The sequence below is a fragment of the Rhodoblastus sphagnicola genome, from assembly GCF_002937075.1.
In the GTDB taxonomy this organism is placed as follows: domain Bacteria; phylum Pseudomonadota; class Alphaproteobacteria; order Rhizobiales; family Beijerinckiaceae; genus Rhodoblastus; species Rhodoblastus sphagnicola.
This window is the reverse complement of sequence record NZ_NHSJ01000069.1, coordinates 32,124-56,237: the sequence shown is the minus strand read 5'-3', so window position 1 is coordinate 56,237 and position 24,114 is coordinate 32,124. Positions and strand designations below refer to the sequence as shown.

The window sequence follows — 24,114 nt, the reverse complement described above, 5'->3', positions numbered from 1 at the left end:
GCGGAGGCGCCGCCGTCGGACTTGGCATAGGCGCCTTGATGCTTGGCGGGGCCATCGCCGCCGGCGCGGCCGAGCAGCGGCGTTGCCGCCGTCCGGTCTATGACGATTGGGGCAATGTGGTCGGCTATCGCCGCGCCTGGTGCGACTGACCTCGCCCGCGTAACGCCCGCAGATCGGGGCGGCGCGAATTTTTTCGCTTCGCCCTTTCTTTCGCTTGATCCGCCTGCTATCTGCGGCCAATGAGCGCCAAACCAATTGACAATGTCCGCAACTTCTCCATCGTCGCCCATATCGACCATGGCAAATCCACGCTCGCCGACCGGCTGATCCAGCAGACCGGCACAGTGGCGGCGCGCGACATGAGCGAGCAAATGCTCGATTCCATGGATATCGAGCGCGAGCGCGGCATCACCATCAAGGCCCAGACCGTGCGCCTGGAATACAAGGCGCTGGACGGCAAGACCTACATTCTCAACCTGATGGACACGCCAGGGCATGTGGACTTCGCCTATGAGGTCTCGCGCTCGCTGGCGGCGTGCGAGGGCTCGCTGCTGGTGGTGGACGCCAGCCAGGGCGTCGAGGCGCAGACGCTGGCCAATGTCTATCACGCGCTCGACGCCGGCCACGAAATCGTGCCGGTGCTCAACAAGATCGACCTGCCCGCCGCCGAACCCGACCGCATCAAGGCGCAGATCGAGGAGGTGATCGGCCTCGACGCCTCCGAAGCCGTGCCGATTTCGGCCAAAACCGGCATTGGCATCGATCTCGTGCTCGAAGCCATCGTCAACAAACTTCCCGCCCCCAAGGGCGACGAGACCGCGCCGCTGAAGGCGCTGCTGGTGGACTCCTGGTACGACGCTTATCTCGGCGTGGTCGTACTGGTGCGCATTTTCGACGGCTCTTTGAAAAAGGGCCAGAAAATCCAGATGCTCGCGGCCGGCGCCCATTACGAGGTGGACCGCATCGGCGTGTTCCGCCCGAAAATGCAGGACGTCGAACGACTCGGCCCCGGCGAGGTCGGCTTTATCACCGCCCAGATCAAGCAGGTGGCCGACACCCGCGTCGGCGACACCATCACCGACGAACGCAAGCCCTGCGCGGCCATGCCCGGCTTCAAGCCGGCGCAGCCCGTGGTGTTCTGCGGCCTGTTCCCGGTGGACGCCGCCGATTTCGAGGATTTGCGCGCAGCGATGGGGAAGTTGAGGCTCAACGACGCCAGCTTCTCCTACGAGATGGAATCCTCGGCCGCGCTCGGCTTTGGCTTCCGCTGCGGCTTCCTCGGCCTGCTGCACCTCGAAATCATTCAGGAGCGGCTGGAGCGCGAATTCAATCTCGACCTGATCGCCACCGCGCCCTCGGTGATCTACAAGATCGCCATGAACAATGGCGACGTGATCGAGTTGCACAATCCCGCCGACATGCCCGATCCCGTAAAAATCGCCGCGATCAACGAGCCCTGGATCAAGGCGACGATCCTGACCCCCGACGATTACCTCGGCGCGGTGTTAAAGCTGTGCCAGGACCGGCGCGGCGTGCAGATCGACCTCAACTATGTCGGCAAGCGCGCCATGGTGATCTATGAACTGCCACTCAACGAAGTGGTGTTCGATTTCTACGATCGCCTGAAGTCGATTTCCAAGGGCTATGCCTCGTTCGACTATGCCATCATCGATTATCGCGAAGGCGATCTGGTCAAGATGTCGCTGCTGGTCAACGCCGAACCGGTGGACGCTTTGTCCATGCTGGTGCATCGGACGCGGGCCGAGTCGCGGGGACGCGCCATGTGCGAGAAGCTGCGTGAACTGATCCCGCAGCACATGTTCCAGATTCCGATCCAGGCCGCCATCGGCGCGAAAATCATCGCCCGCGAGACCATCCGCGCCTTGCGCAAGGACGTGACCGCGAAGTGCTACGGCGGCGACGTGTCGCGCAAGCGGAAACTGCTGGACAAGCAGAAGGAAGGCAAGAAGCGGATGCGCCAGTTCGGCAAGGTGGACATTCCGCAGGAAGCGTTTATCGCGGCCTTGAAGATGGATAGCTGAGCGCCCGCGTCAGTCCACGGCGAAATACCCGCGCGCGTCCAGATAGGCGATGATCCTGTCCGCGGCCCGCTCCGGGTCGGGGCAATCCGCGCCTATGGTGATGTCCGGCGCTTCCGGGCGCTCATAGGCCTTATCGACGCCGGTGAAATTCTTGATCTGCCCGGCCAGCGCTTTCTTGTAGAGACCCTTGGGGTCGCGCGCGATGCAGATTTCGAGCGGCGTATCGACGAAGATTTCGATGAATTCGCCGCTCTCGACGAGGCCGCGCACCATCCGGCGTTCAGCGGCAAACGGCGAGATTAACGGGCACAGCGCCACCAGCCCGGCTTCCAGCATCAGTTTTGCGACTTCGCCGATGCGGCGAATGTTTTCGACGCGATCGACTTCGGTAAAACCCAGATCCTTGTTCAGGCCTTGGCGGACATTGTCGCCGTCGAGCAGGATGGTGTGGGCGCGCCGTTGCAGCAGCCTGGCCTCGACCACATTGGCGATGGTCGATTTGCCCGCGCCCGACAGGCCGGTGAACCACAAGATGACCGGCTTCTGATGCTTCAGGATGGAGCGCTTGGCCTTGTCGAGCGTCAGGGGCTGGCGATGCACATTGCTGGCGCGGCGCAGGGCGAAATCGATGACGCCGGCCGCGGCCACGCCATTGGTGGCGCGGTCGATCAGGATGAAGGCGCCGGTGACGCGGTTGTCGGCATAGGCGTCGAAGGCGATCGGCCTGGACAGGGCCAGATTGCACAGGCCGATTTCGTTCAGATGCAGCGTCTTGGCGTCATTGTGCGCCTGCGTCTCGACATCCAGCCGGTGCTTGATCTCGGTGACGCTGGCGGGCGCGACATTGCCGCCGCATTTGAGCAGGTAGGAGCGGCCGGGATAGAGCTGCTCCTCGCTCATCCAGATCAGATGGGCGGCAAACTGGTCGGCGACCTCTGGCCGGTTGAGCGGGTCGCACAGCAGGTCGCCGCGCGAGGCGTCGATCTCGTCGGCAAACACCAAAGTGACGGACTCCGGCGCCTCCGCATGATCGAGATCGCCGTCCATGGTGACAATGCGCGCGACCCTGGTTTTCTTGCCCGAGGCGGCGACGACGATTTCGTCGCCCCTGGCGATGCGTCCCGACGCCAGCGTGCCCGCCATGCCGCGAAAATCGAGGTCGGGGCGGTTGACCCACTGCACCGGGAAGCGGAAAGCACGCTCGGCCTTGGCATCCTCGACATCGGCGGTTTCGAGGAAGCTCAGCAGGTCCGCGCCCTTGTGCCAAGCCATGTTCGCCGATGGGCTGGACACGTTGTCGCCGCGCCGGGCCGAAAGCGGAATCGGCGTGACCGTTTTGAACTTGAGCGTCGCGCTTGCGGCCTGGAACTCCGCGACGATGCGCGCGAACACGCGCTGGTCGTAATCGACCAGATCCATCTTGTTGACCGCCAGCACCACGTGGCGGACGCCGAGCAGCGACACGATATTGGCGTGGCGATGGGTCTGGACCAACAGGCCTTTGCGCGCGTCCACCAGCAGGATGGCGAGGTCGCAATTGGAGGCGCCGGTCGCCATATTGCGGGTATATTGCTCGTGGCCGGGACAGTCGGCGACAATGAAGGCGCGGTTCGGCGTCGAGAAATAGCGATAGGCGACATCGATGGTGATGCCCTGTTCGCGCTCGGCCTCCAGACCGTCAACCAGCAGCGCGAAGTCGATGTCCGCCCCGGTCGTGCCGAATTTTCTCGAATCGCGTTCGAGGCTGGCGAGCTGGTCGTCGAGGATCAAGCTGCTCTCGCAAAGCAGCCGCCCGATCAGCGTGGACTTGCCGTCGTCAACCGAACCGCAGGTGAGAAAACGCAGGGTCGGGAGACGCATCAGAAATAGCCCTCGCGCTTCTTCTTTTCCATCGAGCCGGATTCGTCGAAATCGATCAGCCGTCCCTGGCGTTCCGAGTTTTTCGACGCCCGCATTTCCACGATGATGTCTTCGAGCGTCGCGGCGTCCGATTCGATGGCGCCGGTGAGCGGATAGCAGCCGAGCGTGCGGAAACGCACCTTGCGCTGTTCCGGCGTCTCGCCGGGTTGCAGCGGCAGCCTGTCGTCATCCACCATGATCAGCGCGCCGTCGCGGCGCACCACCGGTCGGGATTTAGCGAAATAGAGCGGGACGACCGGGATTTTTTCCGCCGCGATATAATCCCAGACGTCCATTTCGGTCCAGTCGGACAGTGGGAACACGCGCATCGACTCGCCCGGCTGAATGCGGGTGTCGAACACGCGCCACAATTCCGGACGCTGGTTTTTCGGGTCCCAGCCATGGGCGGCGTTGCGATGCGAAAAGATGCGCTCCTTGGCGCGGCTTTTCTCCTCGTCGCGGCGGGCGCCGCCGAAGGCCGCGTCGAACTTTCCCTGGTCGAGCGCCTGCCGCAGCCCCTCAGTCTTCATCACCTGGGTATGAACCGACGAACCCGAAGCGACCGGGGAAACGCCCCGCGCGATCCCCTGCCCGTTGACGTGGATCAGAAGATCCATGCCCACCCGCGCGGCGGTCTGGTCGCGAAACGCGATCATTTCCCGGAATTTCCAGGTGGTGTCGATGTGCAGCAGGGGAAAGGGCGGCTTGGCCGGATAAAAGGCTTTCAGGGCCAGATGCAGCATGACGCTGGAATCCTTGCCGATCGAATAAAGCATGACCGGATTGTGGAACTCCGCGACGGTTTCGCGAAGGATGAAAATGGATTCGGCTTCCAGACGGCGCAGCTGTTCGGAAAGGGCCATGGAAATGTCCTGATGTCCGGCGAAGCCTTGGGATATTTCGTGCAAGGTGTCTAGATAATAAGGGGTTGCGGGCGCCATCGTCGGCGGAATATCCGTTATGCCGTCGTCAAGCGCGAGTCTCCTCTTGACGCGCGGGAGCCGCGCCGCTTTGGTCACGCTAGAACCTCGACCACGACAAACGGAGGGAACGCGCATGACCGAAAAGCAGACCCCCCTCCCGGATTTGTCCGGCGTCGTCGATGTCTTCGTCGAGGCCGCGTTGGCGGCGGGCGCCGCTATTCTGCAGTTTTGGCGCAAGGGCGCGCCCGTGCGGTCGAAAGCGGACGGCAGTCCGGTGACGCAGGCCGATCTCGCCGCCAACAGCGTCATTCTTGAGCGGCTGTCGCGCGCCCTGCCCGCGATTCCCGTCGTCTCCGAGGAAGCCGAGCAACCGGCCGCCGCGCGCGGGGCCGACGCCTTCATTCTGGTCGATCCGCTCGACGGCACCAAGGAATTCATCCACGGCACGGAGGAGTTCACGGTCAATATCGCGCTGATCCACCTGGGCAAACCGATCTGCGGGGTTGTTTTCGCGCCGGCGATGGGCCGCATCTGGACCGGTTGCGCGACGCGCGCCCGCTCCGGCGCGCTCGCCATTGGCGCGACCGACCCCGCGACCATCGCCTGGAGCGAAATCGGCTGCCGCGCCGCGCCGGAGAAGCCGGTCGCGGTGGTGAGCCGCTCGCATCTCGACCAGGAGACCAAGGACTGGCTCGCCCGCAACAAATGCGGCGGCGCCGCGCCCTCCGGCTCCTCGATCAAATTCTGCCTGGTCGCCGAAGGCGCCGCCGATGTCTATCCGCGCTTCGGGCGCACCATGGAATGGGATACGGCCGCCGGCGACGCGGTTTTACGCGCAGCCGGGGGGCGGACCGAAACCATTGAGGGCGCGGCCTTCATCTATGGCAAAGGCGAGGACGGCTACGCCAACCCCGGTTTTGTGGCCAAGGGCGCGCGCGGCGGCTGATCGCCGCGCCGACTCACGGAAGCAGCCGGACGCGATCCGTCGGCCTGTCCTGCAAGCGCGGCCCTGTCGGATAAATTTTTCCGCGCACGGCTGTAGCTCGACAAATTGATGTCTCGCGGGGCGCGCAAAAAGCAACGACCCGGCTGGGGGAGCAGCCGGGTCGTCGCAAAACCATTCTGTGCTGGACTGGAGCGGGCGAAGGGATTCGAACCCTCGACCCCAACCTTGGCAAGGTTGTGCTCTACCCCTGAGCTACACCCGCATCCGTCAAGCCGACGCTGGCCGCGTCGTGAGGGCTATATGCCGCAAACCTCTCGACATTGCAACAGGGCCAAACCGTCTTTTTCGTGAAAATGTCATTGGCTCGGCCTGAGCGATAAATTCGGAAGCCGGGCGCCGCGAAAAGCTTGCGAAAGCGCGGCGCGACCGCCATTTTAGCTGTTAAATTCCGTCTCGCCCGCAACCTGGATGCGTCATGCTCGGACAAATCTCCCCTTCGACCCCGGCGACTTCCGGCTCCGATATCGTCGATGTCACGCTGCAAAGTTTCCGCGACGACGTCATGCAGGACTCCCTCAACAGGCCGGTGCTGGTCGATTTCTGGTCGCCGCGCTCCGGGCCCTGCAAGCAATTGACGCCGCGGCTGGAAAAACTCGTGCGCCAGTTCGCCGGCAAGGTCCGTCTGGCGAAAATGAACGTCGATGAATACCCGCAGATCGCGCAGAAACTGGGCATTCAGTCCGTCCCCACCGTGGTCGCCTGCGTCCAGGGCCAGATGGCCGAAGGTTTCGCCGAAGTCCTGCCGGAGGGCGAGATCAAGGCTTTTATTCAGAGCCTGCTCGGGCCCGAGGGGGTCGATATCGAGGCGCTGCTCGCCGAATCGCAAGCCCTGCTCGAGGCGGGACAGATTGCGGTGGCGCAAGCCGGATTCGCGCAAATCCTCCAGACCGATCCGGACCATCCGGCGGCGCGCGCCGGCCTCGCCCGTTGCGCCCTGGCGCAGGGCGAGTCCGAACAGGCCAGGGCGATTCTCGCCGATATCCCGGACAAGCACGCCGGCAATCCCGCCGTCGCCGCCGCCCGCGCCGCCTTGGCGCTGGAGGAAAAGGCCAGTTCGGTCGGCGACATGGCGCTGCTGCTGGCGCGTGTGGAAAGCGCGCCGCACGACCACCAGGCCCGTTACGATCTGGCCGTGGCCTTGAACGCGGCGGGCAAACGCGAGGCGGCGGCTCAGGAGCTGCTGGTGATCGTCAAGCACGACCGCAAGTGGAACGACGAGGCGGCGCGAAAACTGTTGGTGGAGTTTTTCGAGAGCTGGGGGCCGACCGATCCGGCGACCCGGGCCGCGCGCCGGCAATTGTCGTCGCTGTTGTTCTCCTGACGGATTCCCCATGGCGATGAACAAACCCTATCGCGCGCCCGCGGACCTCCCCGCCGCGCTGCCGCTTTTTCCCCTCTCGGGCGCCATTCTCCTGCCCGGCGGGCAATTGCCGCTCAACATTTTCGAGCCGCGCTATCTCGCCATGTTCGACGACGCCATGCGGTCGGAGCGAATCATCGGCATGATCCAACCGCGCGACGACCGCGACGGCGCGCCGGGCGAACGTCCGGCGCTGCGGCCCATCGGCGCCGCCGGCCGCGTGACGCAAATGTCCGAGACCGGCGACGGCCGCTATTTCGTGGTGCTCAGCGGCATCGCGCGCTTCCGCCTGGTGGAGGAACTGGCGGCGGTGACGCCCTATCGCCAGGCGCGGGTGGATTTCTCCCCCTTCGCCGAGGATTTCGCGCCCGAGGAGACGATCTCGCCGCAGCGGCGCGACGCGCTCAACATCATCGCCTTCGAACTCTCCAAGGCGATGAAACTGGAGATCGCCCGCAAGGACATCGAGGCCATGCCGGACTTCGACATGATCTCGATCTTCTCCATGATCGGGCCGTTCGGTCCATCGGAGAAACAGGCGCTGCTGGAGGCGTCGGGTCTGACCGGCCGCGCCGACCTGCTGCTCGCGCTCGCGGAAATCGCCCTGGCGCGCGCCACCCATTCCGACCGCCCCCTGCAATAGGACCGTTCCATGACCCAAGAAGCCGAACACGACACCACGCGGAAATCCGTCGCCGCCGCCGCCGGACTCGACCCCCGCCTGCTGGAAATCCTGGTCTGCCCGCTCACCAAGACCGTGCTGCGCTTCGATTCCGAGCACAACGAACTGGTGTCGCTGGCGGCGCGCCTCGCCTATCCGATCCGTGACGGCATTCCGATCATGTTGCCGGAGGAAGCGCGGCGCCTGGAAGATGACTTTGCCTGATAATTAGGCTGTTTGTGCGGCATTTGGTCGCTTGACCCAAAGTTTGCCTTGATTGTCTGACTTCGTCTTGTGCGACCTGCCTAAAATATGGCAGAGCTTCCGGACGTCCCCCAATGCAACGTCTGTCGTCCGGTTCCCGTCATGAAACTGATCACCGCCATCATCAAACCCTACAAACTCGATGAAGTCCGCGAACGCCTGCTGGAGATCAAGGTCGAAGGCATGACCGTCAGCGAGGCCAAGGGCTATGGCCGCCAGAAGGGCCACACCGAGATCTATCGCGGCGCCGAATATATGGTGAGCTTCCTGCCCAAACTGCGCGTCGAGATCGTCGTGCGCGACGAACAGGTGACGGCCGCGCTCGACGCCATCCAACTGGCGTCGCGCACCGGCCAGATCGGCGACGGCAAGATTTTCGTCAGCCCGATCGAACGCGCAGTGCGCATTCGCACCGGCGAAATCGACAACGACGCCGTCTGACGCCGCCCAGCGAGGTTCCCATGAGACTGCTCCCTTCCCGCCTCGGCTTCGCCGGGGCGCTGCTTCTATGCGCGAGCCCGGCTCTGGCGGCCGAGGCGAAAATCGACGCCGCCGACACCGGCTTCATGATCCTTTCGACCGCGCTGGTCCTGATGATGACCCTGCCCGGCCTCGCCCTGTTCTACGCCGGCATGGTGCGCAAGAAGAACGTGCTGGCGACCATGGCGCAGAGCCTGATGGCGACGGCGCTGGTTTCGCTGCTGTGGTTCGGCATCGGCTACAGCCTGACTTTTCGCGGCGACGGCGCCGGGATCGGCGATGTCTCCGCCCTGTTCCTGCGCGACATCGGCCTCAATTCGATCAGCCCGCTGGCCAAGACCATTCCCGAACTGTTGTTCTGCGTCTACCAGATGACCTTCGCCGTCATCACGGTGGCGCTGGTCGGCGGCGCCACGGCGGACCGCCTGAAGTTTTCCGCCTTCACGCTGTTCGCGATTCTTTGGCTGTTCGTGGTCTATATCCCCACGGCCCATTGGGTCTGGGGCGGCGGTTTCCTCGGCGCGCTGGGCGTGATCGATTTCGCCGGCGGCACGGTGGTGCATATCAACGCGGGCGTCGCGGGCCTCGTCGCCGCGCTGATGGTCGGCAAGCGCATGGGCTATGGCAAGGAAAACCTGTCGCCCTATGACCTGTCGATGGCCGTGGTCGGACTCGGCCTGCTCTGGGTGGGCTGGTTCGGCTTCAACGGCGGCTCGGCGCTGGCGGTGGGTCCGCGCGCGGTTTATGCGATCACGGCCACGCATCTTTCGGCCTGCGCCGGCGCGCTGGTCTGGAGCGGCCTCGAATGGGCGCAGCGCGGCAAACCCTCCGTGCTCGGTCTGATCTCCGGCGCCGTCGCGGGCCTCGGCACGATCACGCCGGCCTCGGGCTTCGTGCTGCCCTGGCATGGCGCGGTCATCGGCGTCGCCGCAGGCGTCATCTGCTTCTGGGCCTCGACCGTCTTGAAAATGAAGCTGCGTTACGACGATTCGCTCGACGTGTTCGGCGTCCACGGCGTCGGCGGCGTCCTCGGCACGCTGCTGGCGGGCGTGTTCGCCACGGCCTCCGTGAGCGCCGCCGACGGGCAGCCGGGCATATCCGGCCTGCTCGAGGGCAACGCCCATCAACTGCTCGTCCAGGGAATCGGCGTGGTCGTCGTCGGCGTGTGGTGCGCTGTCGGCACGGCGCTGGTCCTGAAACTCGTCGATGTCCTCATCGGCCTGCGCGCCAACACGGACCAGGAGCGCGAGGGTCTCGATCTCGCCCTGCACGGCGAGACGCTGCACGCTTGACCCGAGCCGTCTCAAGCGTTCAACTGTGAACCAATGGCGCCGCGGCCCAGCCGCGGCGTTTTTCATGAGGGGTGGGCCATGACGCAGGCGGTCGAGGAATTGCTGGAGATTCTCGATCTCGAAAAGATCGAGGAGGATCTGTTCCGGGGCCGCAGCCCTCAGGTCGGCTGGCAGCGCGTGTTCGGCGGGCTGGTCATCGCCCAGGCCCTCGTCGCCGCGCAGCGCACCGTCCACAATGCGGCGGCCCATTCCCTCCACGCCTATTTCCTGCTCGGCGGCGATCCCACCACCCCCATCGTCTATCAGGTCGAGAGGCTTCGCGACGGCCGCAGCTTTGCGACCCGGCGCTGTCAGGCCATCCAGCATGGCCGCGTCATCTTCACTTTGGCCGCCTCCTTCTTCAACCCGGAACAAGGCCTTGAACACGCCTTCGCGCCGCCGGAGGTCGCCGCGCCCGAGGACCTGCCCGACGAAAGCGTGTTCATCGCGCGCTATGGCGCGCAAATGCCCGAACCCGTGCGCCGCTATTTCCAGCGCGAGCGTCCCATCGAAATGCGCCCGGTCGATCCCGGCCGTTTCATCGCGCGGGGACAGCAGGACGATCCCGTGCAAAAGGTGTGGGTGCGCGCCACCGGCCGCCTGCCCGACGATCCCGCCGTTCATCGCGCCACGCTGGCCTATTTCTCCGACATGACCCTGCTCGACACCTCGCTGATCGCGCACGGCCGCTCGGTGTTCCACCCGGACATCCAGGCGGCGAGCCTCGATCATGCGCTGTGGCTGCACCGCCCCTTCCGCGCCGACGAATGGATGCTTTATGTGCAGGACAGCCCCAACGCGCGCGGCGGCCTCGGCTTCAGCCGGGGCGCGCTCTATAGCCGCGACGGCGCGCTGATCGCCTCGGTCGCCCAGGAGGGACTCATCCGCCTGCGACGCGAACCGGCGACCGGGCTGGAGCAATGGTGACGAAAAAGGCAGCGCCGCGCGCGAACCGGTCAGCTTAGCCTAAAATTTAATCATGTGCCTGCGCGGCAGGCGGATTGCCCGCGCATCCTGACAAATTTGCAAGGATTCCCCAAGGACTCAGGGCGCCCACGGCTTTGGCACGGTCCTTGTTAAGGCTGAGCAGGCCGCCGGCTGCGCCCGGCCGGCCCGCCCAAGAAGCGAAGTGGTACATTTCGCCAAAAAACAGGGATCAGCAGATGAAAATCGTAACGGCGATCATCAAACCGTTCAAACTGGACGAGGTCCGCGACGCGCTGACCGCCGTCGGCGTGCACGGCCTCACGGTGACGGAAGTGAAGGGCTACGGCCGCCAGAAGGGCCATACCGAAATCTATCGCGGCGCCGAATATGCCGTGAGCTTCCTGCCCAAGCTGAAAATCGAAGTGGCGGTGCCCGCCGACCTCGTCGCCAAGGCGATCGACAGCATCTCCAGCGCCGCCCGCACCGGCCAGATCGGCGACGGCAAGATCTTCGTCAGCCCGCTGGAGCAGGCGATCCGCATCCGCACCGGCGAGCGCGATTCCGACGCGCTCTGATCCCTCCCACGGGCCCGGCCCGCGGCCGACGCGCCCGCGCTTTCCCCAAGTGTTCTAGGAGTCCCATGATGCAATTCCTTCCCTCACGCCAGACCGGGCTGAAAGCGCTCGGCCTCGCGCTGGCCGGCGTCGCGCTCTGCGCGGTGTCAGCCTATGCCGAGGACGCCGCCCCGGCCGCCGCCGCGGCCGCCGCGCCGGTGATCAACAAGGGCGACAACGCCTGGATGCTCACCTCCAGCGTGCTGGTTCTGTTGATGTCCATTCCCGGCCTGGCGCTGTTCTACGGCGGCCTCGTCCGCACCAAGAACATGCTGTCGGTGCTGACCCAGGTCTTCACCATCGTCGCTCTAATCGGCGTGATCTGGACCCTGTACGGCTATTCCCTCGCCTTCGGCGACGGCGGCGCGCTGACCCCGTTCATCGGCGGCTTCGCCAAGGCCTTCCTGAAGATCGCGCCGGAAGGCAAGGGCGTCGCCGATGCGACGGTCGCGACCTTCTCCAATGGCGTGGTGATTCCGGAACTCACCTATTTCGTGTTCCAGATGACCTTCGCCATGATCACCCCAGCGCTGATCGTAGGCGCCTTCGCCGAGCGCATAAAGTTCTCGGCGTGCATCCTGTTCATCCTGCTGTGGGCGACCTTCATCTATTTCCCGATCGCGCACTGGGTCTGGTATGTCGCCGCTCCCGATGACGTCGCCGCCGCCGCCAAGGCGCTGGCCGCCGCCACCGACGAAGCCGGCAAGGCCGCCGCGCAAGCCAAGCTCGACGCCATCACGCAGGGCGTGGGTTGGGTCGCCGGCGGTCTGGCTCCGTGGATGAAGGGCGTCGGCGCCCTCGACTTCGCGGGCGGCACCGTGGTGCATATCAACGCGGGTATCGCCGGCCTGGTCGGCGCCATCGTGATCGGCAAGCGCATCGGTTATGGCAAGGAAGCGTTGCCGCCGCACTCGCTCACCATGAGCATGATCGGCGCCTCGCTGCTGTGGGTGGGCTGGTTCGGCTTCAACGCCGGTTCGGCTCTGGAAGCCTCCGGCACGGCTTCGCTCGCCTTCGTCAACACCATGGTCGCCACCTCCGCCGCCGCCTTGTCGTGGCTGCTGGTGGAATGGGCGGTCAAGGGCAAGCCCTCGCTGCTCGGCCTGATCTCGGGCGCCGTGGCCGGCCTCGTCGCCGTCACCCCGGCCTCCGGCTTCGCCGGCCCGATCGGCGCGCTGGTGCTCGGCCTCGTCGTGTCCCCGGCCTGCTTGTTCTTCGTCTCCACCGTGAAGAACGCGCTCGGCTATGACGACGCGCTCGACGTGTTCGGCGTCCACGGCATCGGCGGCATCATCGGCGCGCTGGCCACCGGCATCCTGGTGAACCCCGCCCTCGGCGGCGTCGGCACCACCGACTACACCAACATCACCGGCAACAATGCGGGCACGTATGACATGGTGCAGCAGATGATCGCGCAGGGCACGGCCGTCGGCGCCACGCTGGTGTGGTCGGGTCTCGGCTCGCTGATCATTTACAAGATCGTCGATCTCATCGTGGGCTTGCGTCCGACCACGGACCAGGAACGCGAAGGCCTCGACGTCACCGATCACGGCGAACGCGCCTACAACTACTAAGACCCGGCTTCAACACCGGTCAGCGAAGCGGCGGGGAAACCCGCCGCTTTTTTCGTCGAGGACGCGGACGGACGCGCCAAGACATCGAGAAACTATCTATACGGAAATGGACCGTTCGGACTTGGCGTCACCCTCTCACGAAGACCAGGACGCTGTTGGCCGGAATGGTGATTTGCGCCGAGGCCGTGAACCCGTGCCTTGGCGGTCCCGAGGCATGGACCCACCCGCCGTTTCCCGCCACCTGGGGATTCGGCCAGTGGTCGTAAACGTCGCTGTTGAACGCTTCGCGCCAGGCGCCCTGGATCGGAAAGCCGAGTTCATAATTATACCAGGTCCAGTTCGACATCGACGCGACGACAACGACATCCTGACCGCTCCCCTCCAGCCAGCGATGCGCCGCGAGGATGCGGTCGGCGTCAGAGCCATGGAAGGGATTGACCCGGTCTCCTCTCAGCGCCGGATAGGTGCGACGCAGCGCGATCAGGTCGGTCATGAACCGCAGATGGTCGGCCATCGCGCGGTCGGCGCCTTCCAGCCCTTGCCACCACACCAGATTGGGACCGAGCGGCGCCGTGTCCCATTGCTTGTCCTCCAGGCACTCCTGCCCCATGAAAATCTGGGGAATGCCGGGCGCCGTCAGCAGCAGGCCGTTGGCGACGCGGCTTCGGCTGCGCGCATACCATGAACGATGGTCGGACGGGTCGGCCAGGGCCGCGATGCGCTGTTGGCGTCCGGCCATCACCAGATCGTGGTTCTCGATGCAGGTGACGGCGCGCCACGCATGGTCGAATCCGGGAGGATAGAGCGCCGCCGCAATGGCGCCCATCGGAACCGTGTTCGGCCAACCGGTCGCGGCGGCCTGCACCGCGCCGCGAATTTCGTTCCTCAGATCATCGTGCTGAACGACATCAAACCCCGCGCCGCCGGAAGAAGCCGGCTCGATGATGGGGAGGGCCGATCCGGGGATGTCGGGAAACTCTCCGGGCCAGAATTCGGCGTTTTGCAGCAGGCGGGGCTGGCGCTGCCTGAGGCCGGAGGTCAGCGAACGGCAAAACGCCCAGCCCCCGCCCTGGTTGGTGGACAGGAGCGTGCTGATCTCGTCGTAGCGAAAACCGTCCGCATGAAAATTGTCGACGTAATAACGCGCGTTGTCCAACAGATACCCCACGACATCGCGTTTCCACAGCGCAAAGGCGAGGCCGCCGGTACCGCGGTCCTTGTCGGTGAAATACAGGCTGTCGTTGTTGTTCCCTGAATTTTTGGCCCGGTCGAAATAGTAGAGGCAATTGTCGTCAAGCGCGCCCTGGAAATCGAAACCTCCGGCATGATTATAGACCACGTCGAAGGCGACGGCGATGCCGTGAATGTGGCAGAGGTCAACCAGAACCTTGACCTGGTTCGGGGCCGGCGTCAGGCTCTCGATCGGCAGAGGCGCGAAGCCCTTCGCCACCAGCATGGCGTTGATCGCCTGCCAATAGGCTTGCAGGTCTTCAGCGCCGGCCACATAGGGAAAATCCGGCGAGAACAGATCGACCCCGCCATATCCCATCGATGGATGGTTTTCCTGCTCGTCGATCGGGAGCGGTTGCAGCACATTGACGCCAAGCGCCGCCAGATAAGGGACTTTACAGGCGACATCGAGAAGATTGGAGGCCACGCCCGGTTTCTTGACCGCGAATGTCCCCACATGCGCCTGATAAATGATCATGTCGGCAAAATCGGGCGTGCGAAATCCGGCGTCATGCCAGGGATAGGACCCGTCGTCGCGGATCACGCTGAACGCGTTGGGAAACCCGACGGGATCAAGCTCCTTGGCGTAGGGATCGCGCTTGTAGCCGCTTGAGCCGAGGCCATCGACCCAGAACCGGTATCGATCACCCTCTCGCGCGCCGACCTGAAATCCGCTCCAATAGCCCGACGGATCCTTGCTGAGCAGGCGGTCGTCGGTCTGTTGGTCGAATGCCGCTCCGGCGAAAACGCCGTTGAGATAAACCGCTTTGGCGAGGGGCGCCCAAACGCGAAAGGTGGCGCCGCCTTGAACGACAGTTGCGCCCATGGGCGTATCGGAACAAATTGCGCGTTGATCCAGCATCGGCCTGATCTCCTGCGATCGTCGGCGTCAACGGGCAGGCGTCGGCGCCGAGGCTACAGTTGGCCATGGAGATCGGTCCGCCGTCAATGACAGGAGCCGCCGCAAGGGCAATCGGGTGAACGAGTATGTCGCAGTCAGGCCGGGAACCCCTTCGCCCCTTGCGGGCTGCGGCGTTCACGAAAGTGATTCCAATTTCGGCTGAGGCCTGATTCCCTATGGTTGGCTTTCGTGATGGAGGCTGAAGATGGACGGCGACTATCAGTTCAGAATCGCAGACAACTTTACGCCCGCGACGATTCCGATGGGGCGTCTCGCGGACTCCATGGCTGCGCTTGCCGATCTGCTCGGCGAAGCCGAGCAGGTCCATTTCACCGCGATTGAAGCTGGTTCGGTCAGGCTAAAGGCGCATGTGGATCCGCCAGCCAGATTGAAGGTTCGGGACCGCATCCGCAGGATCTTCGGGCCGGCGCTTCGCTTTCACGACGAAGGGACGTGGGTCCGCCACGGCGATGGCGCCTGGGAATTGAGACATTTCAAGATCAAAAATTTTGAAGAACTTGAGGACCGTCCGCTGTCGCAGGTCGTGGCCAGTCCGCGCAAGGTCAAAGGTAGCGCATGGCCCGAAGTCCCCGATCCGGTCCGCTCGCTCCTCGAAGATCGTTATGGGAATGAGGACGCCAATTTATCGTAGCCTTTGATACGAGCGTCCATGTCTATTTCCTCGACGCGAACGCTCCGGAAGACAGGGCGACTGGAGCGCCGGTCACGGAGTGCAAGGCGCGACTCGATTATCTGAGTTCGACACTGCAGCGGAACAAGGCGAAGATCATCGTTCCGACGCCGACGATGGGGGAACGGCTCGTCAAGGCGCAACAGGCGGCTCCAGACTGGCTCGCCATATTTCATAAGTCCCGGCATTTCCGGATCGCTGGCTTCGACGAGCGGGCGGCGATCGAGTTCGCAGCAACCCAAGCGGCGCGAGCGGGGTCCGGGAAAAAGAACGAAGTTCCGAGAGCGAAGGCCAAGTTTGATGATCAGATCGTCGCGATTGCCGCCGTCGAGAGCGCGACGATCATTTACTCTGACGATCCTCACATCAAGTCGCTGGCCAAGGGGCGGTTCAACGTGATCGGCGCGGCCGACCTTCCGCTTCCGCCGGCCGACGCACAGATGGATTCGTTCAAGGCTGAGGACGCCGATCCAGCTTCAGCCGACGCTGACGGCGGTGAGGCGTAATTGCGAGCATGGGGGGTGCGAATTGTCACATGCTTGTTCAAGCTCTCGCACCTAAGCTCACGCCGAAGGTCGGGCCGAAATACCTTACATTTCAAGTGATTGGCAAAATAAGTGGCGGAGAGGGAGGGACTCCCCGAAGACCTCTCCGCCACCCCCGGTTTGCCTGAAGATCGCGGGCGCGGCATGGGGTTGCGGACTACAGACCGGGATACAAACCGGACTACATGCGTGTTCTGCCGCAGCGCGGGCGGGCCGGCAAGGTCGACTTTCGATCGGTCGCCGCCCATGCCGGCAAGGTCGACTTCAAGGCTTGAATCCTTCCATGAACGCCGTCGCCGCCGACGCGACAGGGCCAATGAAATCAGGCATGTCGCCATCCATGACCTCTGGCGCTCTTCCTGTCGGCGAATGGATCACCGGGCGCTAGCTTTCAAGACGCCATTCAAGGCTTGAATGGCGTCTTGAATTGTTGGCGGAACCTCTTGAAGTCGGGACGACAAGCCCCGCCGGAATCGAATGCGCCGGATGCGGAGCGCATGCTTTCATCGGACAACTTCGTAGCCAGTAACGCACATTGTAAGTTTGTTGGAAACGTTCGGATAGGATGAGTAATATAATTGAGAATACAATCGCTTTGTGATGGCCGTCAGTGCAAGCGTTGCCAGCAACGTAAATTAAAAAATGTTGCAAAATGCTTTTTTCACGCTGACACTTGATGTTCGTAATACGGATTACATCAAGAACTCGGCATGGAAGACAGTTTCAAATCAGCAGAGTCGATCGCGCGTTTCGAAGAGGATTTCGCCAAACGTTCGCAGGCGCGCGCCAAAGCGAAGGCGCGGCGTCGCGAGCGCGACGGCTGTGATTTCGAGGCCTGCGACGGCATCGAGAGGCTCGTTGAAGTCGCGATCGTTCGCCGCGACATCATCGCCCGGCGCCTCGCGATCGGCTTCGAGTGGCGCGGCGGCTTCGTCGGAGACCACTTCGTTCATCCGTTCGTCGAGGCGGGCCTGCGCTCCAATGACGAGGACGCGCACGTGCTCCGGCGTTTCGTCGCCGCGACGCCCAAGCCGCGTCGTGGCGACGGGGGGCTGATGTGCGGCCCGACCAAGGGCCAGCTCCTGTCTGCGGATGCCAAAATCCTCGGTCTCGACGAAGCCTATTTCGAATTGAATCGAACAATGCGGATTGGCTGGAGAATCGACCTGGACGCCGATTTTGCGTCATGGGACGCATTGCGAACGGGGCTTGAATCTCTCGTCGCTCAACGTCGTCTGCCGTGCCTTCCCCACGCCGCAGTCGGACGCTCTTGCCCAACGACAGGCAAGATCACGCACCCCCATCTGTGGTGGCTGCTGCCTTACGGCGCCGCCGTCTGGTTCGACGAGGCCGATCCACGCTGCAACCCGAAGCAGATCGCTTTCTTCAAGGGCGTCGTCGGCGGCTGCACGGCTGTTCTTCTTGAGCTTGGCGCCGATCCGACGGCATGCCTGCTCCCGCTCAAAGGGAAGTCGCCGCTGTCGCCTGTGTGGGACAGCGTCATCTGGAATCAAACCGACTTCCCCACGCTGGCGGATTGGGCCCGCCACGTCGACACACGCGCGAAGCTTTCCACCCTGTCGCGCGCCGCCGCGCAGCGCGACTCGGGCCTGTCGGGGGCGGGTTCGAATGGGACGTTCCTGGCTCTCCAGCGCCTTGCTTTCGACGCCCTGCGCGCCATGGCCGAGGTCGGCGATCCGGATTACCTTGCAGCTCTCGACGACCGCCCCGCCTTGAGCCGCCTGCTGATAAACCGCAGTCGCCACGATGTCGCCGCGACAGCGGCGACGCGGGAGGACAGAAAACGCGCCTTCGCGATTTTCATCCACGTTGCGCGCTACGCAGCCGAGGCGTGGAATCCAAAGCCGAATTGCCGCGCCGTTGATCGCGGCGCCTGCGCCGCCGATGTCGAGGGCCTGCCCAAGCATGCTCGCCAACGAGTCGGCGCGCTCTACGCCGCAGCCGTGAAGTCGGAAACGACCAGGCGCCGGATTCGCGATGCCTATCAGGGACTTGCGAACATCGGCGCCGGCACGCCCACTCCGGCCTGCGTCGCGGGCTTCCTCAAGCTGACGGATCGGCCTCTCAGCGAAAAAACCGTTCGCCGTCAATGGCTCGCCGCCATCGGCGACATCGCGTCCGGACATTAGGTGTTAGATCCCCGGCATCCGAATTTTTGGCGCCGGGAGAAAATCAGGAGCAGGAAGACGTGAAGGTCCATCTCGACAGCGGAAAAGCAGAGCTTCTATCAACGTATTGCGCCGCGCGCGCCGAGGGCGCCGTTGTCGGCGAGGACGAGACAAGGTTGCTGCCGATGTTCGGCCCCGCTGGGCGGATCGGCTTTGCTGTCGCATTAGCAACCCACGACTCCAGCACGGCGATCGGTCACGCGCCGTCCCGCTGTCAAAAACGTTGGATCGTAATGAGGCAAGTCCACGGTTCGCGGGAGGTGCGTCGCATATGGCGGTTCAGGATGGCGCGCGCCGCGACATTCTCAAAGCGGAAGTTGGCCGGCCCGAGGAAGAGCAGGTCCGAACTGTCTCGTCAGGGAGGCCCGGGGCCGCCAAAACCCGAGCAAACTTCTGTATATACAACGCCTATGAAATCATCGACAAAACATATGAAGGTCAGTCACATGCTCAACCCAGATGAAAAGGAACGTTCAACCACCTTGCCTCCGATCCGCATACCCTGCGACCTGCTCGCGGCGGTTCGGCTGAAAGTTCATCGTGAGGACGAGACGATCAGTCAGGTCGTGAGGCGGGCGCTCAGGGCCTACGTGGCGGGCGCATCGCAAGGAGACTTGTTCGATCCCAAGCCCAATACGCGCAAAACCCGCAAGTCCAAGTGAGGCAAATGCAGCGCGAGCCTCGGCATTGTGCCGCCACATCAAAAGGCGACGAGGCTGAAGACAACACGCCAGATACTTCCTCGGCCCGAGGCTTTGCCCGGAGAAGAGACCAGCCAAAACAAGAAGGCGCAGACATCGAGAACTCCGCGCCTTATTCATGCCTCTTGGCAGTTCGGGTCAGTCCGCGGAGATTTCGCCAAAAAATATCCCGTAGTGCCAGGTCAACAATTTTGAGCATGGCGCTCTTCATCTCCGTGACGGCGACGACGCGCCAGCTCGATCAGCGCGGCTTTCAGGGCGGGATTGGGCGATGCGAAAAGCCGACGGCGGCCCCGGCTGTCGGCGACAGGGATTCGGTCGATCGTCGCAAAAATGTTTTTCGCCCAAATGTTCGCCCAGTGTTCGCCTTGCTCGCCGAAATAAACTCGGATTGGCCCGAGTTCCCACGCCATCAACGTTCCAGAGCGGTTGAATATTGGGCGTATCCGCGGCTCTTTAAGTCCAGCCGCGCCTGCAAGCGAGTCCCAATCGGTCACTGAATACCTCCTTCATTTTGACATCTTAATTGCGATCGCTTCAATCTCAAGAACGAATCGGCGACGCAAAATCAATTTCTGATTATTTTATACATTTGTCTATATTTTGAATTTCGAAATTGTTTTTTCTCTTTCCGTATTACGGCGACATTGATCAATTCTGAGCTATGATTCAGATTTACGGAAGCGAAGAAAGCCAGCAATGGGATGTATTACACATCCAGGCCGGCCAGAAGGAAGCCTCCGTGGACCACCAATACACTCCTGACGCTTTGTGCGCCGGCGGCAAAGCAGATAGCGCCGGCGACGCGACTTGCTCCCGCGCCCCGCCATCGCGGGAGTCGCTCGCACGCCAGCCAATGTCAGTTCGCCTTTCCGAAAGGGAGTTCCTGTCGGTCATTGCCGCAGCGAAGGCATGTGGCCGGGCTCCGAGCGTTTTCGTCCGGAACGCGGCGTTGTCGGCGGCAGGGCGTCCCCTGCCGCCCGCAGTCATGCGACGAGACGCCTTGGCTCAGGAGACAGCGCGAGCGGTCGGGAAACTCGGTCAGATCGGCAATTTGCTCAACCAGGTCGCCCGGGTCGCAAATGCGACTGGGCGTCTCGCCTCGGCGGATGCAACCTACGCTTACGAACGCGTCGCAAGAGAACTGGCGGCGATCCGACAGGTGCTGCTCGAACAAGACGGACGCGGTCGTGAGTGATCATTACGTGCACGCCCCATGGACGAACGGGGGGAGATGCTCGTCGCCTCGCCGCCCATCTGTTGAAATCCTCCGGCCAGACCGTTCGCATAGCCGCGTCGTCGGGAGCGTCTCCGATTCTGCCGCTGACGGAAATTCTAGGCGACTTGCGATCCTCGCTGGTTCTATCGCGGAAAGCCACCATAGGCTTCCATCATTTGACGTTGAATCCTTCCTGCCCATGGCCCCCGAGTCAGCGAGACGAGGCGTTTCGGCGAGTTCTCGCAGAACTGGGGGCGGACGATCATGCATGGGTCGCGGTGGAACACACCGACAAGCCAAGAGCGATGCAGGGCGGGGCGGCGACGCATTGGCATCTTGTTATCGCGCATGTCGGCGCCGACGGCAGGGCGATCGATGCGCGTGGCTCGTTCGCAAGATTGGAAGCGGTCGCCCGCACATGCGAGTTCGACTTCGGCGAACCTTTGACCCGTTCGCGCCGCACCGATGCTGTCACGCGGCATTTGACGCGCATGGGGCGACAAGATGTTGCGATCGCGCTGGATGCGGCTGGACCGGCTTCAATCTTGCCCCGCAGCGCGATGTCGTCGGCAAGTCGTCAGCGTGCGGCCCGGGAGGGGCTCGATCTGCCGGCGGCGCGGGCCGCAGTTCGCGCCGCATGGGGATCGACGAATCTCGTCAGTGCGCTAGCGGCGGAAGGCTTGCGTTTGGGCTGGGGCGATCGTCGACCGATCCCGATCGTAAGGACGGCAGATGGGGCCGCCATCGGCGCGCTGGACAGGTTGGCCGGCGTCACACGACAGGCCGCCATTTCAAGGCTGGAGGCTGAGATGGCGCGGCCAAAGAATAGGAAGGAAGACACGAATGAGCGAAAAAATGAGTCCCGCAGACGAAGCCCCGCTGCTCGTCCGGCACGGAAAGAAGATTTGGCGCGACGTGGTCGAGACGAAAGCGACGGCGGAGACGATACTGGGTCTGATGGCGCCGGCGGAAGAATCGCCTGTCCTCGATTTGCTGGTCCGGATCGACGCCAAACTCGACACGCTGTTGTTGATCCTGCTGCCGCCCACCGCCGGAACCAGCGAGCGTTAATCGAGCTACAGTTGGCCGATGCGGTGGCGCGGCGCCGCGCCCGGAATGGGCGCACGATAGCCATCGACGTCGAGCAAGCGAAAGCAGCGTTGTGGCGGCGGCTTTTCGGCGCCGACCTGTCGCCGGCCCTCATCTCCGCGCTTTGCTATATCGACGTGCAAGAGCGGCTGATCAAACTGACGAATGGAGGATGGGTTCGCGATGAGGGCGACCGAATTCTTGCGTCGGGCGCCGATCAGCAAGTCGTCGCGATGCTCGTCGCGGCGGCGCAAGCGAAGGGCTGGAGCGCAGTTAAAATCTGGGGCGACGAGGATTTCGTGCGCGAGGCGCGGCGCCAGTTTGAAGCGGCGGGAATTCCCGTCACGGTGATCGATCCGCCGCCCGATTGCAAGGTCGAGCCGACCGAACCGCCGCCTGCACGCGCCCCCGCCGAGATTGTCGCGGAATTCCAGCGCCGCCGCGCGTCCGCCGAAGCCCGCCTTGCGGAGATCCGGTCGCCGATGGCGCCGCCACCTTCCCTTGTTGCAGCCCGTGAAGCAGAACAATTAACCAATCAGGCGTGCAGCGATCTCAGGCGCGAGCGAAACGCCCGCAGGCACGAACGCGACGCCGCTGAAGCGGCGCTGGAATCGGCCGGAATTTTTAGCCGTGGCGCCGCTCGGCGTCGGCTGAACGTGGCGCAAGGTGAATTCGAAGCCGCACACGACGCTTTTCGGGACGCCTTCAATCGTCATGCTGAGACCAAGGCGACAGTCGATCAACTTCAAAAAGACTTTGACAGGGCCGAACGACGGCGCCGGGTCGACCGCGCAATCGACGAAAACAAAGCGCAGGCGGAAGCCGTCTTCGCGCTAGAATGCGAAGGGGTCGCATCCGAATCGACAGAAATCGCCGCCAAAGGCCGGGAAGCTGTCGAGGCCGCCGCGCGGGCGCGGCTTGCGGCGCGCGGCGGTGATCAGACGCAGCCTGACTTGGGCGCCGCCCCTGAGGATGACGCCAGCCTCTCAACGATGAAGCTGTAAACGCGCATTTGGCGGCGCCGGCCATTATGTTCGGGGACATTCGGCGCCGGGCGGATCATCACCGCTTCGGCTTGGCTTCCGTCAGGCTCCAGAAGCCGGATTTCCGGCCATGGTTTTTTCGCAGGTCGACCACATAGGCGGCGTGGTCCGCGATCTCGCCCCAGTGCACGATTTCAGCGGCGAGCGTTTCCAGTTGCGCCAGATAGCGCGCGCCGTGGCCATAGGCTTGCGACTTGCCCCGCTTGAGGATGGCGTCGAGCAAAGCGCGATACAGAACGCTTGCCGCCAGCGGAAATTTCTCTTCCAGCGCGGAGGCCGAACAGCCCAAGGCGCCATAGTGCTGGCCGTCCCATTGACCGTCCCTAGCCTCCACCAGCCGGGCCGCGCGGTCGAGCTGCGGCCATGCGATGAAGAAGGAAAGCGCCGAGTAAAGCTGGCGGCTATCCTCCACATGGGCGAAGGCGCGGGCGAGTTCGTCATCCTCCTCGAAATCGCCGAGTTTTTGCAGGTAGTCGCGCAGCGGCGCCGGATCGAGCGTCGCCTCGAACGCCTGCCAGCGCAGCGCCTGCGCCGATGTTTTGTCGCCCCGGGCTTCCAGAATTCGCGCCTCCAGGGCGACCCGCTCGACGTCATGGAGCCGCCTGATCCGGCCCTCGGCGATGTCGGCGGTCGCGGCATAGGCGACGCCGCCCCTGTGTTCGCGGCGCGCCCAGTCCAGCGCCTCGTCCAGCCGTCCCGCCGCCAAGAGCTTTTCCGCCGCGCGAAGCGGGTTCTGGCTCCATGCGGGCCGCTGCGCCTCCAGAATGAGAAAGGCGTCGAGATCGCCGCGCGCCTCGGCGACGGCCTGCCGCACCCTGACGAAGCGATCCTCGGCGCCCGCCTTCGCCAGTTCTCTGTCCCATGCCGCGAGCGCCGGCGCCGGCAGCAGCGGGGCGATGGCGATGGCGATTTCGGCGCCGAGACCATGGGTGTCGAGGTCTAGGCTTTTGGTCAGCCGCTTGGCGAGGCCGGCGCGTTCGTTCTCGGTGAGCTTTTGCGCCAGTTCCGGCGCCGCCTTGGCCGCGCGCCAATAGACGTCCTGAATTCGCCCGCTGGAATCGTCGATGCGCTCAAAAACCTTGGCGTGGCTGTCGATGAAGCGCAGCAGGCGCTCCAACGCCAGCGCCGCGTCGGCCTGCGCCAGTTCCTTGACGATGGTTTCCACCGTGGCGGCGAGGTCGGCGGCAAAGTCCTTTTCCTTCTCCCACGCCACCATGGCCCGCCCCTTTTCCAGCGCGGAAAGGCGGCGGTCGATCAGGGCGGCCACCGCCTCAGGGCCTTTCGCGCCCGCCAGAGCAGCATTGGCCTTTTTTCGGAAAGGGGCGTTGGTCCGCGCCTCATCAAGGATGAGTTGCGCCAGTTTTTCGGCGCCGAGCGCGACGAGGTTTTCCAGAGTGAGGGAGGTTTTCGCCATGCGCGGCCCGC

Annotated in this window: 22 protein-coding genes, 1 tRNA gene and 1 pseudogene; 18 read left to right on the top strand and 6 right to left on the bottom strand. The window is 63.8% G+C overall.

Annotated features, from left to right (window positions below):
• The first annotated feature begins 239 nt into the window (after nt 1-239).
• Nucleotides 240-2,042: a translation elongation factor 4 gene (gene lepA, locus CCR94_RS10940; RefSeq protein ID WP_104507882.1), complete on the top strand. Its 1,803-nt coding sequence runs from the start codon at nt 240-242 to the stop codon at nt 2,040-2,042.
• Between the two features lie 9 nt (nt 2,043-2,051).
• On the opposite strand, the gene cysN is transcribed toward lepA, so the two are convergent.
• Nucleotides 2,052-3,902, bottom strand: a complete 1,851-nt coding sequence (gene cysN, locus CCR94_RS10935) for a sulfate adenylyltransferase subunit CysN (RefSeq protein ID WP_104507881.1) — start codon at nt 3,900-3,902, stop codon at nt 2,052-2,054.
• A complete protein-coding gene (cysD, locus tag CCR94_RS10930) occupies nt 3,902-4,804 on the bottom strand; it encodes a sulfate adenylyltransferase subunit CysD (protein ID WP_104507887.1) in 903 nt (300 codons plus the stop codon). The genes cysN and cysD overlap by 1 nt, the downstream gene beginning before the upstream one ends.
• A gap of 193 nt (nt 4,805-4,997) precedes the next feature.
• Here cysD and cysQ point away from each other — a divergent pair, with 193 nt between their 5' ends.
• The gene (cysQ, locus tag CCR94_RS10925) at nt 4,998-5,810 is read left to right on the top strand and encodes a 3'(2'),5'-bisphosphate nucleotidase CysQ (RefSeq protein ID WP_104507880.1); all 813 of its coding nucleotides are present in this window, start codon (nt 4,998-5,000) and stop codon (nt 5,808-5,810) included.
• Between the two features lie 187 nt (nt 5,811-5,997).
• Here cysQ and CCR94_RS10920 read toward each other — a convergent pair.
• Nucleotides 5,998-6,072: transfer RNA gene (locus CCR94_RS10920), tRNA-Gly, on the bottom strand.
• A 213-nt stretch (nt 6,073-6,285) separates the two neighbouring features.
• On the opposite strand from CCR94_RS10920, the gene CCR94_RS10915 reads away from it, so the two are divergent.
• From CCR94_RS10915 to CCR94_RS10880, 8 genes are all read left to right on the top strand, one after another.
• Complete coding sequence (locus CCR94_RS10915; protein ID WP_104507879.1) at nt 6,286-7,191, top strand: thioredoxin family protein; 906 nt, start codon at nt 6,286-6,288, stop codon at nt 7,189-7,191.
• A 10-nt stretch (nt 7,192-7,201) separates the two neighbouring features.
• Nucleotides 7,202-7,873 carry an LON peptidase substrate-binding domain-containing protein gene (locus tag CCR94_RS10910; protein ID WP_104507878.1) on the top strand — a complete coding sequence of 224 codons (672 nt, stop codon included), beginning with the start codon at nt 7,202-7,204 and terminating at the stop codon, nt 7,871-7,873.
• Between the two features lie 9 nt (nt 7,874-7,882).
• Nucleotides 7,883-8,116: a Trm112 family protein gene (locus tag CCR94_RS10905; protein WP_104507877.1), complete on the top strand. Its 234-nt coding sequence runs from the start codon at nt 7,883-7,885 to the stop codon at nt 8,114-8,116.
• 141 nt (nt 8,117-8,257) lie between these two features.
• Nucleotides 8,258-8,596 (top strand): P-II family nitrogen regulator, encoded by a 339-nt coding sequence (locus CCR94_RS10900; protein ID WP_104507876.1) that lies wholly within the window; start codon nt 8,258-8,260, stop codon nt 8,594-8,596.
• Between the two features lie 20 nt (nt 8,597-8,616).
• Nucleotides 8,617-9,927: an ammonium transporter gene (locus CCR94_RS10895; protein WP_104507875.1), complete on the top strand. Its 1,311-nt coding sequence runs from the start codon at nt 8,617-8,619 to the stop codon at nt 9,925-9,927.
• Nucleotides 9,928-10,005: 78 nt separating this feature from the next.
• A complete protein-coding gene (tesB, locus tag CCR94_RS10890; protein ID WP_104507886.1) occupies nt 10,006-10,893 on the top strand; it encodes an acyl-CoA thioesterase II in 888 nt (295 codons plus the stop codon).
• Between the two features lie 236 nt (nt 10,894-11,129).
• Entirely contained in the window at nt 11,130-11,468 is a 339-nt protein-coding gene (locus CCR94_RS10885; RefSeq protein ID WP_104507874.1) for a P-II family nitrogen regulator, read from the top strand.
• Between the two features lie 68 nt (nt 11,469-11,536).
• Nucleotides 11,537-13,081 carry an ammonium transporter gene (locus CCR94_RS10880; protein ID WP_104507873.1) on the top strand — a complete coding sequence of 515 codons (1,545 nt, stop codon included), beginning with the start codon at nt 11,537-11,539 and terminating at the stop codon, nt 13,079-13,081.
• 127 nt (nt 13,082-13,208) lie between these two features.
• Here the strand turns inward: CCR94_RS10880 and CCR94_RS10875 are convergent, their stop codons facing one another.
• On the bottom strand, nt 13,209-15,137 hold the full coding sequence (locus CCR94_RS10875; protein WP_244594030.1) for an alpha amylase C-terminal domain-containing protein: 1,929 nt from the start codon (nt 15,135-15,137) through the stop codon (nt 13,209-13,211).
• 280 nt (nt 15,138-15,417) lie between these two features.
• Here CCR94_RS10875 and CCR94_RS10870 point away from each other — a divergent pair, with 280 nt between their 5' ends.
• The 4 genes from CCR94_RS10870 to CCR94_RS24565 all read left to right on the top strand — a co-directional run bounded on the left by CCR94_RS10870 (nt 15,418) and on the right by CCR94_RS24565 (nt 19,299).
• On the top strand, nt 15,418-15,864 hold the full coding sequence (locus CCR94_RS10870) for a hypothetical protein (RefSeq protein ID WP_104507871.1): 447 nt from the start codon (nt 15,418-15,420) through the stop codon (nt 15,862-15,864).
• A 155-nt stretch (nt 15,865-16,019) separates the two neighbouring features.
• Nucleotides 16,020-16,409, top strand: coding sequence for a PIN domain-containing protein (locus CCR94_RS10865; protein WP_104507870.1), 390 nt, complete (start codon nt 16,020-16,022; stop codon nt 16,407-16,409).
• Nucleotides 16,410-17,158: 749 nt separating this feature from the next.
• The gene (locus CCR94_RS10860) at nt 17,159-18,598 is read left to right on the top strand and encodes a hypothetical protein (RefSeq protein WP_104507869.1); all 1,440 of its coding nucleotides are present in this window, start codon (nt 17,159-17,161) and stop codon (nt 18,596-18,598) included.
• A gap of 59 nt (nt 18,599-18,657) precedes the next feature.
• On the top strand, nt 18,658-19,299 hold the full coding sequence (locus tag CCR94_RS24565) for a YlcI/YnfO family protein (RefSeq protein ID WP_146089961.1): 642 nt from the start codon (nt 18,658-18,660) through the stop codon (nt 19,297-19,299).
• A 221-nt stretch (nt 19,300-19,520) separates the two neighbouring features.
• On the opposite strand, the gene CCR94_RS10850 is transcribed toward CCR94_RS24565, so the two are convergent.
• Entirely contained in the window at nt 19,521-19,835 is a 315-nt protein-coding gene (locus CCR94_RS10850) for a hypothetical protein (protein ID WP_146089960.1), read from the bottom strand.
• Nucleotides 19,836-20,002: 167 nt separating this feature from the next.
• Between CCR94_RS10850 and CCR94_RS26645 the strand changes: the two genes are divergently transcribed.
• From CCR94_RS26645 to CCR94_RS10835, 4 genes and pseudogenes are all read left to right on the top strand, one after another.
• Nucleotides 20,003-20,536: a plasmid mobilization protein gene (locus CCR94_RS26645; RefSeq protein ID WP_104507866.1), complete on the top strand. Its 534-nt coding sequence runs from the start codon at nt 20,003-20,005 to the stop codon at nt 20,534-20,536.
• Nucleotides 20,533-20,970, top strand: a pseudogene (locus tag CCR94_RS26640) (relaxase/mobilization nuclease domain-containing protein); the annotation flags it as partial. The gene CCR94_RS26645 and the pseudogene CCR94_RS26640, both read left to right, overlap by 4 nt.
• A gap of 430 nt (nt 20,971-21,400) precedes the next feature.
• Nucleotides 21,401-21,628: a hypothetical protein gene (locus tag CCR94_RS10840; RefSeq protein WP_104507865.1), complete on the top strand. Its 228-nt coding sequence runs from the start codon at nt 21,401-21,403 to the stop codon at nt 21,626-21,628.
• An 11-nt stretch (nt 21,629-21,639) separates the two neighbouring features.
• Entirely contained in the window at nt 21,640-22,650 is a 1,011-nt protein-coding gene (locus tag CCR94_RS10835; protein ID WP_104507864.1) for an LPD7 domain-containing protein, read from the top strand.
• A gap of 58 nt (nt 22,651-22,708) precedes the next feature.
• On the opposite strand, the gene CCR94_RS10830 is transcribed toward CCR94_RS10835, so the two are convergent.
• Complete coding sequence (locus tag CCR94_RS10830) at nt 22,709-24,103, bottom strand: DUF6880 family protein (protein ID WP_104507863.1); 1,395 nt, start codon at nt 24,101-24,103, stop codon at nt 22,709-22,711.
• Nucleotides 24,104-24,114 lie beyond the last annotated feature (11 nt).

Bases quoted from the DNA above. Each gene is read 5' to 3' on its own strand.
- cysN (WP_104507881.1), bottom strand. From the start codon at position 3,902: ATGCGTCTCCCGACCCTGCGTTTTCTCACCTGCGGTTCGGTTGACGAC.
- CCR94_RS10895 (WP_104507875.1), top strand. From the start codon at position 8,617: ATGAGACTGCTCCCTTCCCGCCTCGGCTTCGCCGGGGCGCTGCTTCTA.
- cysQ (WP_104507880.1), top strand. From the start codon at position 4,998: ATGACCGAAAAGCAGACCCCCCTCCCGGATTTGTCCGGCGTCGTCGAT.
- CCR94_RS10875 (WP_244594030.1), bottom strand. From the start codon at position 15,137: ATGGGCGCAACTGTCGTTCAAGGCGGCGCCACCTTTCGCGTTTGGGCG.
- lepA (WP_104507882.1), top strand. From the start codon at position 240: ATGAGCGCCAAACCAATTGACAATGTCCGCAACTTCTCCATCGTCGCC.
- CCR94_RS10865 (WP_104507870.1), top strand. From the start codon at position 16,020: ATGGGGGAACGGCTCGTCAAGGCGCAACAGGCGGCTCCAGACTGGCTC.
- CCR94_RS10915 (WP_104507879.1), top strand. From the start codon at position 6,286: ATGCTCGGACAAATCTCCCCTTCGACCCCGGCGACTTCCGGCTCCGAT.
- CCR94_RS10885 (WP_104507874.1), top strand. From the start codon at position 11,130: ATGAAAATCGTAACGGCGATCATCAAACCGTTCAAACTGGACGAGGTC.
- CCR94_RS10900 (WP_104507876.1), top strand. From the start codon at position 8,258: ATGAAACTGATCACCGCCATCATCAAACCCTACAAACTCGATGAAGTC.
- CCR94_RS10910 (WP_104507878.1), top strand. From the start codon at position 7,202: ATGGCGATGAACAAACCCTATCGCGCGCCCGCGGACCTCCCCGCCGCG.
- CCR94_RS10840 (WP_104507865.1), top strand. From the start codon at position 21,401: ATGAGCGAAAAAATGAGTCCCGCAGACGAAGCCCCGCTGCTCGTCCGG.
- tesB (WP_104507886.1), top strand. From the start codon at position 10,006: ATGACGCAGGCGGTCGAGGAATTGCTGGAGATTCTCGATCTCGAAAAG.
- CCR94_RS10880 (WP_104507873.1), top strand. From the start codon at position 11,537: ATGCAATTCCTTCCCTCACGCCAGACCGGGCTGAAAGCGCTCGGCCTC.
- CCR94_RS10830 (WP_104507863.1), bottom strand. From the start codon at position 24,103: ATGGCGAAAACCTCCCTCACTCTGGAAAACCTCGTCGCGCTCGGCGCC.
- CCR94_RS10905 (WP_104507877.1), top strand. From the start codon at position 7,883: ATGACCCAAGAAGCCGAACACGACACCACGCGGAAATCCGTCGCCGCC.
- CCR94_RS10860 (WP_104507869.1), top strand. From the start codon at position 17,159: ATGGAAGACAGTTTCAAATCAGCAGAGTCGATCGCGCGTTTCGAAGAG.
- CCR94_RS26645 (WP_104507866.1), top strand. From the start codon at position 20,003: ATGATTCAGATTTACGGAAGCGAAGAAAGCCAGCAATGGGATGTATTA.
- CCR94_RS10870 (WP_104507871.1), top strand. From the start codon at position 15,418: ATGGACGGCGACTATCAGTTCAGAATCGCAGACAACTTTACGCCCGCG.
- cysD (WP_104507887.1), bottom strand. From the start codon at position 4,804: ATGGCCCTTTCCGAACAGCTGCGCCGTCTGGAAGCCGAATCCATTTTC.